Source organism: Terrisporobacter muris, from assembly GCF_024621905.1.
GTDB lineage: Bacteria > Bacillota > Clostridia > Peptostreptococcales > Peptostreptococcaceae > Terrisporobacter > Terrisporobacter muris.
In genome coordinates, this window is the sequence record NZ_JANKBY010000067.1 from 1 (window position 1) to 13,788 (window position 13,788).

A 13,788-nucleotide genomic window follows, 5' to 3' on the forward strand; every position below is an offset into this window, starting at 1 on the left:
GATCTTTATATTAAGAGAAAAAATTATTTTTGTAAAAATATGCAATTTACTTATTAAGTATATTGTGTATTAAAAATTTAAATTCATGTGATGATATATATTGGGATGAAGTTAATAGATATCATCAGGCTAAATATGATGACAAATTTTTTAGATGGAGGAACAGATATGGTAACAGCAGGAGATTTTAGAAAAGGTGTAACTTTCGAAAAAGATGGACAACCTTGTTTAATAGTTGACTTCCAACATGTTAAGCCAGGAAAAGGTGCAGCTTTCGTAAGAACAAAATACAAAAACTTAAAAACAGGAGCTATAAGAGAAGAGGCTTTCAATCCAAGTGATAAATTCCCAAAAGCATTAATAGAAACTAAGCAAATGCAATATTTATATGATGATGGTGAATTATACTACTTTATGGATGAAGAAACTTATGATCAAATACCTTTAAACTATGAGCAAGTTGAAGATGCTATAAAATTCTTAAAAGAAAATGAAGTAGCGACTATAAGATTCTACCAAGGACAACCATTCCAAGTGGAAGCTCCAAACTTTGCAGAATTAGAAGTTACTGAAACTGAGCCAGGGATAAAGGGAGATACTGCTTCAAACGTAACTAAATCAGCTACAGTTGAAACAGGTGCAGTAGTTCAAGTACCTTTATTTATAAATGAAGGTGACAAAATAAAAGTAGATACTAGAACTGGTGAATATTTATCAAGAGTTTAATATTTTAATGTATAAAAAGCTTATATATCTTAATAATAATGATATATGAGCTTTTAGTTTATAAATAAAATTGAAAGAGAGGTATTAACTTATGAAGTATCTAAGCGAAGAAGTAGCATACTTAAGAGGCTTGGCAGAAGGTTTAGAAATAGAAAGCGAAACTAAAGAAGGCAAAATGATATGCAAGATAATAGATGTATTGGAAAACTTAGCTGACACATTAGACGACATGCAAGAAGATTATGATGAATTAGTTGACTATGTTGAAAGTGTTGACGAAGATTTATCAGATTTAGAAGATGTATTATATGAAGAAGACGATGACGACTTTGATGATGATTATGACGACTACGATGATGAAGATTACGAAGACGAAGATGAATTAAGTTACATAGAAATGGAATGCCCAAATTGTGGTGATTTAGTTGACATAGACGAGGAACTATTATTTGATGATTCAGTAGATGTTATTTGTCCTAACTGCCAAGCAATAATATTATCATCAGAAGAAGATGAAGAGAATTGTTGTGGATGTGGATGCAGCTGCGAAGATCACGATGAAAAATAGAACACAAAATTATTAAAATATTTTGCCTATGAAGCTTTCTGCTCCATAGGTTTTTTGCATTATTTTATTAAAAATAGTAAACTATAAAATGATATAATAATTTAAGGAGGAACAATGAACGTTAATAAAAAAGCAATTTATAACATTAGTAAATTTGAAGATACAATTAATTATAAATTTGAGAAGAAGAGCTATATATTAGAAGCATTAACTCATAGTTCATATTCAAATGAAAATAAAAATTATAAATTCAATGAAAGACTAGAATTTCTTGGAGATTCAGTTTTAAGTATAGTAATAAGTGATTATTTATTTAAAAAGGAAAAGAATCTTCCAGAGGGAGAATTAACAAAATTAAGAGCCAATATTGTATGTGAAGAATCATTAAGTGAAGTTGCAGGACAAATTCATCTAGGAGAGTATCTATTACTTGGAAAAGGTGAAGAAGCTACGGGTGGAAGAGATAGAATATCTATTTTAGCAGATGCTTTAGAAGCAATAATTGCAGCTATATATTTAGATGGTGGATTAGAAGAAGCGAGTAAATTTATATTTAGATTTATGGAAGAAATAATAGAAAACTCTATTGAAGGTAAAATATTTAGAGATTATAAAACATATCTGCAAGAAGTTTTACAAAGTAAAGGTGAGCAGCATATTTGGTATAAGTTGATTGAAGAAAAGGGTCCAGATCATAACAAGAGATTTGTTATGGAAGTAGGGATCAATGATAAAGTTTTAGGTGTGGGAGAAGGTAAAAGTAAAAAAGATGCGGAGCAAGTTGCTGCTAAATCTGCTCTTAAATCACAAAAATTTTAGATTAAGAGGTTGATAAAATGAAAAAAAGAATAATACCAATATTTGTACCACATAGAGGATGTCCTCATGATTGTATTTTCTGTAATCAAAAGAAAATAACAGGAGTTAGTACAGAAGTTACTAGTGAAGAAGCAAGAAATATTATTGAAGAGTACTTACCCACTATACCAAAAGATGCTAATGTGGAAATTGCATTTTTTGGCGGTAGTTTTACAGCGATAGATGAAAAAACTCAAAATGAATTACTATCAGTAGCGAAGGAATATGTGGACAAAGGTTTAGTATCAGATATAAGAATGTCAACTAGACCAGACTGTATAAGTGTGGACATATTAAATAGATTAAAAGAATATAAATCTACAATTATAGAGCTTGGTGTGCAGTCATTGGATGCAAAGGTTCTTCATGATAGTGCTAGAGGACATGATATAGAAAGTGTAATTAAAAGTGCACATCTAATTAAAGAATCTGGTATAAATTTAGGGCTTCAAATGATGGTTGGACTACCTTCTGATACAGAAGAAAAATGTATAGAAACAGCAAAAAAATTCATAGAACTAGATCCATTCTGCGTAAGAATTTATCCTACATTAGTAGTAAGAGATACAGGGCTGGAAACTTTATTAAATAAAGGGGAATATAAGCCTTTTACATTAGAACAATGTATTTCAATTGTTAAAAAGCTTTTAGTTTTATTTTATGTTAACAACATAAATGTTATAAGAGTTGGATTACAAGCAACAGAAGACATACAGCTTGGAAAAGGAATAGTAGATGGGCCTTATCATCCAGCTTTTAGGGAATTAGTTGAAGGGGAAATGATTAAAGACTACTTACATTATCTTGTTATACAAAATAAGACTGTAAGCAATATTGAAGTAAAAACAAATAATAAAAATATATCAAAAGTTGTTGGAAATAAGAAGAGTAATAAATTATTCTTCAAAAATAAACTTAATATTAATATGAAGATAAAACCAGAAAATTTAGCAGAAGATGAATTCATAATAATACTAGATGATAACAAGGAAATAAATATTAAATCGGAAGAAATGTACAAAGAACTATATAATATTTATAACCTTTAATTTAAACGTAGCAAATTTTGAGCAACGGATATATATGAAACGGTAGCGAAGATATATAGTTGGCGACATGAAGTGTTTCGCTGACGTAGTCGCTCAGGCCAAGCGTATTTTGAGTAACGGATTTACTTGAAGCGTTAGCGAAAGTATCTCGTTGACGACATGAGTGCAACGAATTTTTGTAAGGAAGGGAGAGACAAGCATTGTATTTAAAGAGATTAGAGTTAAAAGGATTTAAATCCTTCCCAAACAAAACAGATATAATCTTCAAAGAAGGTGTAACAGCAATAGTAGGACCCAACGGAAGTGGAAAAAGTAACGTATCTGATGCTGTTAGGTGGGTTCTTGGAGAACAAAGTATAAAAAGTCTTAGAGGTGATAAACTTGAAGACGTTATATTTGCAGGATCTGATAATCAAAAACCTATGAATTTCTGTGAAGTAGCTCTTACAATAGACAATTCAGATGGAAAGTTAAATATAGATTACAGCGAGGTTACCATAAAAAGAAGGGCTTATAGAAATGGTGAAAGTCAATTTTATTTAAACAATAAAAGCTGTAGATTGAAAGATATAAAAGAAATTCTACTAGATACAGGTATAGGAAAAGATGGCTACTCTATTATAGAACAGGGAAAAGTTGATGAAATTTTAAGTAATAACCCAATAAATAGAAGAAAAGTTTTTGATGAAGCTTGTGGAATATCAAAGTATAGATATAAAAAGACTGAGTCAGAAAGAAATCTAAGAAATACTAAGGAAAATCTAGATAGAATAAACGATATATATGTGGAAATAGAAAATCAAATAAAGCCATTATATAATCAACAAGTTAAGGCAAGAAAATACTTAGACCTTAGTGAAAAATTAAAAAAAATAGAAGTAAATAACTATATAAGAGAAATACAAAGAATAGAAAAACAATTAAGTGAAATAAATAGTCAATATGACGTTTTAGGCCAAGAATTAAAAAATATTGATGAAGAAAAAATAGCTTTTGAAGAAAGTTCAAAGGAAGTAAGCATTCAAATAGAAGAAATAGATAAAGCTATAGAAAAATCTACAGAGTATATTAACTCTATTAGATCTGTAATAGATAAAAAGGATTATGAGATTAATTTATTAAATCAAAGAAAAGACAATAGTTCTACTAAGATAAAAAGAAATATGGAAGAAGTAGAAAATATAAATAAATCTTTTGTAGATAATAAAGAAAACTTAGAAAAAATCAATAAAGAAAAAGAAGAAAAAGAAAAATCAATAAATGAATTTAAAAATCAAATTAGCATTTTTATTGAGAAAAATGAAGCAAATAAAAATAAGATAGAAGAGTTAAATGATAAAATAGAAAATTTAAAAGATGAGATAATTAACTTACTTAATGAAAAGCAAGATGTAAGTAATAAGTTGTCAACGTTAAATGCAAATAAAGAAAATATAAATCAAAGAAATGAAAATATAAACTTAGAAATTAGTGAGATAAATGAAAAATTAAAATCTAAGGAAGAGCTTTTAGAAGAAATTCAAAATAAAATAAATAGTAAAAAAGAAAAAATTGAGGATTTTAAAAAGAAAGTAAATTCTTATTATGAAAATCTTAGAAAATTAAAAGAAGATAATCATAATTTAAATGTAAAGATACAAAATAATAACTATGCTCTAAAAGAATATAGCTCAAAATTAAATGTTTATATTGATATGGAAAATCATTATGAAGGGTTTAATAGAGGAGTTAAAGAGGTTCTTAAAAATAAAAACCTTAAGGGTATATATGGAGCATTAGGACAAGTGGTAACTGTTCCACAGAAATATGAAAAAGCAATAGAAGCAGCGCTAGGCGCTTATATGCAAAACATAATAACATCTGATGAGAATAGTGCAAAAGCTGCCATAAACTACTTAAAACATAATAAAATTGGTAGAGTAACTTTCTTGCTGATGAATATAATTAAATCAAAAAAAATAAACAATATTCAAGCAAGAACTAATTTTATTGGTATTGCCAGTGACTTAATATCTTATGAAGAAAAATATAGAGATATATTAGAAAATATACTAGGGAGAACTGTAGTAATTGACAATATAGATGAAGGAATTAAATTTGCTAGGGAAACTGGACATAAATATAAGGTAGTAACGTTGGAAGGTGAAATATTAAACCCAGGTGGTTCTTTAACAGGTGGTTCGTTAAAATCAAGTGGAAATATTTTATCAAGAAAAAGACTTATAAATGAATTTAATGAAAAGATAAAAGCTACCAAGGAAGAAAATACATCTATACAAGAAAAACTAGTATCTATGGAAAAAGAGATAATAAGTTGTAAAGAGAATATTCAACATTATGAAGAAGAAATAAAAAATCTAGATAAAGAATTAATATTTAGTAATTCTTCTTACTCAAGATATGAAGAAGAGATAAATTCCTTCTTATCTAGTATTAAAAAGCTGGAAAGTGAAAAAGAAAGTCTTGGTTCTAACTTAAGTTATACTCTTCAAAAGAAAGAAGTACTAGAATCTCAGATAAAAGATATTGATGATAAGCATAAGAATAACAAAGAAACTATAGAAACTTTAAGTAAAGAACTTAACAAAGAAAGTGAAATTTATGAAAATGAAAAAAGTAAGTTTGATAATATAAATATTCAGCTTACAAAAGATAAAGAAATTCTTAAATCCTTTAATGCAGATATGGAGAGAATAAAAGAATACCTAAATCAACTTAATAACAAAAAACTTTTAATTGAGAAAGAAAATAATGAAGAAGAAAATGAAATAAAAGATATTGATGAAAAAATAATTATTGAAGATAGAGAAAAGGAAAATTTAAAAACTCAATTAAATGAAAATAATAAAAGTTTAGGAAATAAAAAGATAGTTAGGGAAAACTTAAAACAAAAGCTAGATGATAATAATTTAAAACTTAAGAATATTGATAAACAATTTATAGAACTAAGAGAAGCAATATTTAAAGTTGAATCTAGAATTGAAAAGTTAGAGTCAAATAAGGAAAGTAATAACTTTAAATTATTTGAGGACTATAATCTAACATATCTACAAGCTGTAGAACTTAGAGATGATGATATAGAAATAAATAAAAAAATATTAGATTCTCTTAAAAAAGAAATTAGATCTTTAGGTAATGTAAATATAGACTCAATAGAAGAGTACAAAGAAACAAAAGAAAGATATGATTTCTATAGTGAGCAAAAAGAAGATTTACAAAAATCTATTGAAGCCATAGAGGAAATAATAGCAGAATTAGAAGAGCATATGAAAATACAATTTAAAGAAGAGTTTGATAAAATTAATGAAAACTTTAAATATGTATATAATAGGTTATTTGGTGGAGGAGAAGGGAATTTAACAATTCTAGATGAAGAAAATATTTTAGAAAGTGATATAGAAATTACTGCAAAACCACCAGGTAAAAAAATGAAAAATTTAAGTTTATTATCAGGTGGAGAGAAGGCATTAACAGCCATAAGTATATTATTCTCCATATTATTGGCAAAACCAACGCCCTTCTGTATACTAGATGAAATAGAAGCACCACTAGATGATAGTAATATAGCTAGATTTGGTACATTCTTAAAAGAATTAACATCTAGGACACAGTTTATAGCTGTAACTCACAGAAGAGGTACAATGGAAGCTGCAGATTATATCTATGGTGTAACTATGGAACAAAGAGCCATATCAAAAGTCATAGCATTAAGTTTAAATGAAGCTGAAGAAATGACTGATATTATTTAATAAAAAGTAAAATATACTTAGGAGGACGTAGGGTGTTTAAAAAGTTTTTTAAAAAGAGCAAAAAAGAAGAAATAAAAGAGGAAGCATCACAAGTAGTTGTAAGTGAAGAAACAGTTGAAGAACAAGCTGAGAAACTACAAGTTGAAGAAGAACAACAGGTGGAGGAAGTACAAAAAGTTGAAAAGCCAAAAGAAGAGGTAGTTAAAGAAGTTGCTTTAGATAGTTCTGTTGAAGAAATTCAAAATGAAGAATTACAATTAGTAGAAGATAAAAAAGAAATAGAAGAAGTAGTTGAAGAACCAAAAATGAGTTTATTTGAAAGATTAAAACAAGGTTTATCAAAAGCTAAGCAAGGAATAACTGATAGAGTAGACCAAGTTTTAAAATCATATACAAAAGTTGATGAAGACTTATTAGAAGAAATAGAAGAAATATTAATTACAGCAGATGTTGGTGTGGATACAACAATGAATATAATTGATAAGCTAACAGATGCTATAAAAACTAAAAAAATAACTGATCCACAAGATGTTAAAGGAGAATTAAAGTTAATAATAGAAGAAATATTAACTAATGAAAATTCAACTTTAGATGTAAGTCACTCACCATCAATCATTATAATGGTAGGAGTTAATGGAGTTGGAAAAACTACAACTATAGGAAAATTAGCTAGCAGATACAAAAAAGAAGGTAAAAAGGTTTTAATAGCAGCTGGAGATACATTTAGAGCAGCTGCCATAGATCAGTTAGAGGTATGGGCTAACAGAAGTGGTGTAGATATAATAAAACATCAAGAAGGTGCTGATCCTGGAGCAGTTATATTTGACTCAATAAAAGCTGCAAAAGCTAGAGATATTGATTTATTAATCTGTGATACAGCAGGAAGACTTCATAATAAGGCTAACTTAATGAATGAATTATCAAAAGTATTTAAGATAGTAGATAGAGAATATCCAGAAGCTAAAAAAGAAGTATTACTAGTAGTAGATGCAACTACTGGGCAAAATGCAGTGTCTCAAGCTAAAAGCTTTAAACAAGTATGTGATATAACTGGACTTGTTTTAACTAAATTAGATGGTACTGCAAAAGGTGGAGTTGTTTTAGCTGTTAAATCTGAAGTAGATGTACCTGTTAAATTAATAGGTGTGGGAGAAAAAATGGAAGATTTACAAGACTTTGATGCTAAAGCATTTTCAGATGCATTATTTGGGTAAAATTTAGACGAAATATATATTGACAATAAATTAGTTTTAATATAAAATACAATGTGTAAAGTAAATAACCTTTACAGTATACACTGGGAAGTGAAGTTATGAATATAGATAAAATGGTGGAAATTGGGTTATTGTTTGAACAATATAAAGAATTACTAACTGATAAACAAAAAGAAATAGTTTCACTTTATTATGAGGAAAATTATTCTTTAGGTGAAATCAGTGAAAATCTTAATGTATCTAGACAAGGAGTTTACGATACTCTTAAACGTTCAGAAAAGATATTGAGGGAATATGAAAATAAACTTCACTTAGTATCAAAAGATAATCAACAAGAAGAAATCCTAAAATCACTAGAAGATAAAATTGTTGACATTAAACAAGATTTATTGCAAAATAGAGATTGTGCTAATTTAATCCCTAAGTTAGAAACAATAGAACAAATATGTAGGGAGTTGTTGAAATGATATTTGAAGGTTTATCAGATAAATTGCAAGGTGCACTTGGTAAGTTAAAATCAAAAGGAAAACTTACAGAAAAAGATGTAAAAGATGCAATGAGAGAAGTTAAGCTTGCTTTATTAGAAGCAGACGTAAACTTTAAAGTTGTTAAAGACTTTATAAAAAAGGTTCAAGAAAGATGTGTTGGACAAGAAGTTATGACAAGTTTAACTCCAGCTCAACACGTTATTAAAATAGTAAACGAAGAACTTACTGCCCTTATGGGAGATGTACAAAGTAAAGTTATGATATCTTCGAAACCACCTACAATTATTATGATGGTTGGTCTTCAAGGTGCTGGTAAAACAACTACTTCTGGAAAAATAGGTAATTACTTTAAGAAACAAGGTAAAAGACCTTTATTAGTAGCTTGTGACGTTTATAGACCTGCAGCAATAAAACAATTACAAGTTGTAGGAGAAAAATTAGACATACCAGTATTTAATATGGGTGACAAAGAAAACCCAGTAAATATAGCAAAAGCAGGATTAAGTCATGCTCTAAAAAATAACAATGACTTAGTTATTATAGATACAGCAGGTAGACTTCATATAGATGAAACATTAATGGATGAATTAAAATCTATTAAATCAGAAATAAAACCTCATGAGATTTTATTAGTAGTTGACTCTATGACAGGTCAAGATGCAGTTAATGTTGCTGAAAGTTTTGATAATGCCCTAGGCCTTGACGGTGTAGTTCTTACAAAACTTGATGGTGATACAAGAGGTGGGGCAGCACTTTCAATAAGGGCTGTAACACAAAAGCCAATTAAATTCATAGGTATGGGTGAAAAATTAGATGATTTAGAACCATTCTATCCAGATAGAATGGCATCAAGAATCCTTGGAATGGGAGATGTCCTAAGTTTAATAGAAAAAGCTCAAGATGCTATGGATTTAGAGAAAGCTAAAGAATTAGAAAGTAAAATCAGAAAACAAGATTTTGACTTTGAAGATATGTTAGCTCAATTTGAACAAATAGAAAACATGGGTCCACTTGATAAAATTCTTGGAATGATGCCAGGTATGGGTAACTTAAAAAATCAGCTTGGTAATGTGGATTTAAATGGAAAAGAAATGAAAAGAACTAAAGCTATAATACAATCTATGACTTTAGAAGAAAGACGTAAACCAGAACTACTTAATGCTTCTAGAAAAAGAAGAATAGCGAAGGGTAGTGGGACAAGCGTGCAAGACATAAACAGACTTATAAAACAATTAAATGAAATGAAAAAAATGATGAAGATGTTTATGGGTAATCAAAAAGGTATGAAGAAAAGAGGCGCGTTAGGCGGACTTCCTTTCTTTAAATAAATAATACACAAAAATAGACAAAAAAATTCGGAGGTGACTGTAATGGCAGTTAAAATAAGATTAAAAAGAATGGGTGCAAACAAAAAACCTTTCTACAGAATAGTAGTAGCAGATTCTAGATCTCCTAGAGATGGAAAATTCATAGAAGAAATAGGATACTACAATCCAGTTTCAGCTAACAAAGAAACAAGAATAAACGACGAGAAAGCTTTAAAATGGTTAGCAGTAGGAGCTCAACCAACTGACACTGTTAAAAAATTATTCGCTAACAACGGAATAACTGAAAAGTTCGAAGCTCAAAAACAATCTAAATAATAATTAGATTATTTTAGTACTCAATATAATCCATTAAGGATTAGTTTTTAGGAGATGAATATATGAAAGAGCTAGTTATGCATATTGTCAAAGCTCTAGTAGATAATCCTGACGAAGTGACAATAGAAGAAACTATAGAAAAAGATGAAATTATCTTAAAACTAAAAGTTTCTCAAGATGATGTGGGCAAGGTTATCGGAAAGCAGGGAAGAATAGCTAAGGCTATTAGAACTGTGCTAAAATCTGCTGGAAATAAAGAAAATGTCAAGGTTTCACTTGAAATATTATAGAAGGGTTAGGTATATGCCTAATCCTTTTTGTTTATAATAAGTAAAATATTGAAATTTTTAGGGAAAATGATTAAGGTGTTTCGATAACGCTTTGCTTAGGCGAAATAAAATTTAATAAGAATCTTTAGAATCAAAAATAATCATAGAAATATTAAATATATAAATCAAAAATAATTTTAAGACTAAAAACAAAGACTAAAAACAAATATTATTTGATATTTTAACGTGAATTTTTATATAAAGAAACAATTTAAAGAAGGTGAGACTATGAAAGAAAAGTTAACTCATTTTAGAATCGGTCAGATAGTAAATACTCAAGGTCTTAAGGGAGAAGTTAGAGTATATCCATATGTGGATAACATAAATAGATTTGATGATTTAGAAAGTTTTTATCTTGATAAAGACTTCAACAAAGAATATGAAGTTGAAAGAGTTAGATATAAAGGAAATATGGTTATAATGAAGATAAAAGGTATAGATTCTGTTGAACTTGCTGAAAAAGTAAAAACTAGAAACCTTTATATATCTAGAGAAGACAGTGTAGATCTTGATGAAGATGAATTTTTCATAGCAGATTTAATAGGAATAGAAGTCTTTACATTAGGTGGAGAAAAAGTAGGAACTCTTAAGGATGTTCTACAATATTCTGCTAACGATGTATATGTTGTAAAAGGAGATAATGACAAAGAATATCTTATCCCATCAACATTAAAATTTGTTCCTGAAATAAACATAGAAGAAAAGAAAATGATAATAGATCCTATAAAAGGAATGTTAGATTAGGTGATAATATGAGATTTCACATTATGACTCTTTTTCCAGATATTTTCAACTCATATATGAGTGAAAGTATAATGAAAAGAGCTATAGAAAAAGAAATAATAGAAGTACATGTGTACAATATTAGAGATTTTTCAGCAAATAAACATAAAAAGGTCGACGACTATCCATTTGGTGGAGGGGCAGGAATGTTAATGACTCCTCAACCTATATATGACACATATAAGCATATTGTAGATACTCACAATATAACAAATCCTAGGGTGGTATATTTAACGCCAAAAGGACAAGTATATAAACAAGAGATTGCCAGTGATTTATCTCTAGATGAAGATATAATACTGCTTTGTGGACATTATGAAGGAATAGATCAAAGAATAATTGATTTAATAGTAACGGATGAAGTGTCTATAGGAGACTATGTATTGACAGGTGGAGAACTTCCAGCTCTGATTATGATAGACTCCATAGCTAGACTTATTCCTGGTGTACTTAGTCAAAATGAATCATTTGAAGAAGAAAGTTTCAAAGATGATTTACTGGAATACCCACATTACACTAGACCAAGAGAGTTTATGGGCATGTCTGTACCAGATGTATTACTATCAGGGAATCATAAAAAAATAGAAAAATGGCGTCTTGAAGAATCTAAAAAAATCACAAAACTTAGAAGACCAGATTTGTATAAAAAGTCTTGTAAGAAGTAAATAATTATAGTATAATTAAGACTGTTGAAAACAATACGGCCGCTCCTCTGCTTACATTGGTCAGTAATTAAGAGCGTCTATGATACTTAGGAGGAAGAAAATGAACGAATTAATAAAATCATTAGAACAAGAACAATTAAAAGCTGAAGTTCCTGCATTTGGACCTGGGGACACAGTAAGAGTACACGTTAAAATAGTTGAAGGAAAAAGAGAAAGAGTTCAGGTATTTGAAGGTGTTGTAATGAAGAGACAAGGTGGAGGAGCTAGAGAAACTTTCACTGTTAGAAAAATATCATTCAACGTTGGTGTAGAAAGAACTTTCCCAGTTCACTCTCCAAAAATAGAAAAAATAGAAGTTACTAGAAAAGGTAAAGTAAGAAGAGCTAAGATAAACTACCTAAGAACTAGAACTGGTAAAGCTGCTAAGATAAAAGAAGCTAGAAATAAATAATAACTTTTTAAGTTAATTTAGGAAGGAAATCTCTTTAGGGATTTCCTTTTTTTCAGTCATCAAGAATTTATAATTTATCTGTTTTTTAGATGAATTGTAAATTTTAATATATTAGCTTGAGCAATGGGCGTAGCCATTGGAGATATGAAGTGTTTTGCAGACACGTCGCTCAAGTAAATCAAACTTTCAGTTATTAATATGAATAAAAGCATAGATATAATAAAAAATGAAATCCTATATATAGGATGAAATAAATTAGTACTTATAAAAAGATAAGGAAGTGAGAACATGGCAAGAGATTACAGAAGAAGTGATTATGACGAATATTTAAAAGACGATAATTTACATATAAACTGGTATCCAGGGCATATGAAAAAGACTAAGGAATTAGTTCAAAATAACTTAAAAATGGTAGACGTTGTAATAGAGTTATTGGATGCTAGAATACCTTACTCAAGTAAGAACCCTCAAATAGATGAAATAGTTGGGAATAAGCCAAGAGTAGTAGTTTTAAATAAAAGTGATTTAGCAAATCCAGCTAACTTAAGCAAGTGGGTTAACTACTATGCTAAAAGAGGAATAAAAGCGATACCTGTAGCTACTATAAAAGGTAATGGTGTAAACAAAATAGTAGAAGAATGTAAGAATGTTACTAAGGAAATGATGGATAACCTTAAGGCAAAAGGAAGACAAGAAAGAGCTATAAGACTTATGATAGTTGGTATTCCAAACGTAGGTAAATCAACTCTTATAAATAAACTTACAGGAAGAAAAAGTACTGTAACTGGAGACAAACCAGGTGTTACTAAATGTAAGCAATGGGTAAGGCTTAAAGGAAATTTAGAGTTACTTGATACTCCTGGTATACTTTGGCCTAAATTTGAAGATCAAGAAGTAGCACTTAACTTAGCATTTTCTAGAGCTATAAAAGACGAAATACTTGATATAGACACTCTAGGACTTAAGTTTATAGAAAAACTTATGGAAATAGAGCCAGAAAAATTAAAAGCTAGATACAAATTAGAAGAACTAGGAGAAACTCCATTAGAAACTATGGAAATGATAGGTAGAAAAAGAGGGTTTATCTTAGGAAGACAAGAATTAGACTATACTAGAATTGCCCAAACTGTATTAAATGAGTACAGAGAAGGTAAAATAGGACAAATATCTTTAGAAGAACCTATGGATTATATGGATAAATAAGAGAGAAAGTCATTGTGACTTTCTTTTTTTATATAACAATATAAATCATAAATCATAAATTA

General features: G+C 28.9%; 14 protein-coding genes. All 14 read left to right on the forward strand.

Annotated features, from left to right (window positions below; all coding sequences use genetic code 11):
• Positions 1 to 168 precede the first annotated feature (168 nt).
• The 14 genes from efp to ylqF all read left to right on the forward strand — a co-directional run bounded on the left by efp (position 169) and on the right by ylqF (position 13,726).
• Positions 169 to 726: an elongation factor P gene (gene efp, locus NSA58_RS07400; protein WP_039678799.1), complete on the forward strand. Its 558-nt coding sequence runs from the start codon at positions 169 to 171 to the stop codon at positions 724 to 726.
• A 91-nt stretch (positions 727 to 817) separates the two neighbouring features.
• On the forward strand, positions 818 to 1,294 hold the full coding sequence (locus NSA58_RS07405; protein ID WP_039678800.1) for a CD1247 N-terminal domain-containing protein: 477 nt from the start codon (positions 818 to 820) through the stop codon (positions 1,292 to 1,294).
• A gap of 114 nt (positions 1,295 to 1,408) precedes the next feature.
• Positions 1,409 to 2,113 (forward strand): ribonuclease III, encoded by a 705-nt coding sequence (rnc, locus tag NSA58_RS07410; protein WP_039678801.1) that lies wholly within the window; start codon positions 1,409 to 1,411, stop codon positions 2,111 to 2,113.
• A gap of 17 nt (positions 2,114 to 2,130) precedes the next feature.
• Positions 2,131 to 3,201 (forward strand): elongator complex protein 3, encoded by a 1,071-nt coding sequence (locus NSA58_RS07415; protein ID WP_039678802.1) that lies wholly within the window; start codon positions 2,131 to 2,133, stop codon positions 3,199 to 3,201.
• A gap of 200 nt (positions 3,202 to 3,401) precedes the next feature.
• Positions 3,402 to 6,950, forward strand: coding sequence for a chromosome segregation protein SMC (smc, locus tag NSA58_RS07420; protein ID WP_257560335.1), 3,549 nt, complete (start codon positions 3,402 to 3,404; stop codon positions 6,948 to 6,950).
• Between the two features lie 32 nt (positions 6,951 to 6,982).
• Positions 6,983 to 8,164 carry a signal recognition particle-docking protein FtsY gene (ftsY, locus tag NSA58_RS07425; protein ID WP_039677938.1) on the forward strand — a complete coding sequence of 394 codons (1,182 nt, stop codon included), beginning with the start codon at positions 6,983 to 6,985 and terminating at the stop codon, positions 8,162 to 8,164.
• A 98-nt stretch (positions 8,165 to 8,262) separates the two neighbouring features.
• Positions 8,263 to 8,631, forward strand: a complete 369-nt coding sequence (gene ylxM, locus NSA58_RS07430; RefSeq protein WP_039677937.1) for a YlxM family DNA-binding protein — start codon at positions 8,263 to 8,265, stop codon at positions 8,629 to 8,631.
• A complete protein-coding gene (gene ffh / locus NSA58_RS07435; RefSeq protein ID WP_039677936.1) occupies positions 8,628 to 9,980 on the forward strand; it encodes a signal recognition particle protein in 1,353 nt (450 codons plus the stop codon). The genes ylxM and ffh overlap by 4 nt, the downstream gene beginning before the upstream one ends.
• 42 nt (positions 9,981 to 10,022) lie before the next feature.
• Positions 10,023 to 10,295, forward strand: a complete 273-nt coding sequence (rpsP, locus tag NSA58_RS07440) for a 30S ribosomal protein S16 (RefSeq protein ID WP_039677935.1) — start codon at positions 10,023 to 10,025, stop codon at positions 10,293 to 10,295.
• Positions 10,296 to 10,357: 62 nt separating this feature from the next.
• Complete coding sequence (locus NSA58_RS07445; protein WP_039677934.1) at positions 10,358 to 10,585, forward strand: KH domain-containing protein; 228 nt, start codon at positions 10,358 to 10,360, stop codon at positions 10,583 to 10,585.
• Positions 10,586 to 10,852: 267 nt separating this feature from the next.
• Positions 10,853 to 11,368, forward strand: coding sequence for a ribosome maturation factor RimM (gene rimM, locus NSA58_RS07450; protein WP_074079198.1), 516 nt, complete (start codon positions 10,853 to 10,855; stop codon positions 11,366 to 11,368).
• An 8-nt stretch (positions 11,369 to 11,376) separates the two neighbouring features.
• A complete protein-coding gene (gene trmD / locus NSA58_RS07455; RefSeq protein WP_074429188.1) occupies positions 11,377 to 12,072 on the forward strand; it encodes a tRNA (guanosine(37)-N1)-methyltransferase TrmD in 696 nt (231 codons plus the stop codon).
• 100 nt (positions 12,073 to 12,172) lie between these two features.
• A complete protein-coding gene (gene rplS / locus NSA58_RS07460; RefSeq protein WP_039677931.1) occupies positions 12,173 to 12,523 on the forward strand; it encodes a 50S ribosomal protein L19 in 351 nt (116 codons plus the stop codon).
• Between the two features lie 288 nt (positions 12,524 to 12,811).
• Entirely contained in the window at positions 12,812 to 13,726 is a 915-nt protein-coding gene (gene ylqF, locus NSA58_RS07465) for a ribosome biogenesis GTPase YlqF (RefSeq protein ID WP_039677930.1), read from the forward strand.
• The last annotated feature ends 62 nt before the right edge of the window (positions 13,727 to 13,788 follow it).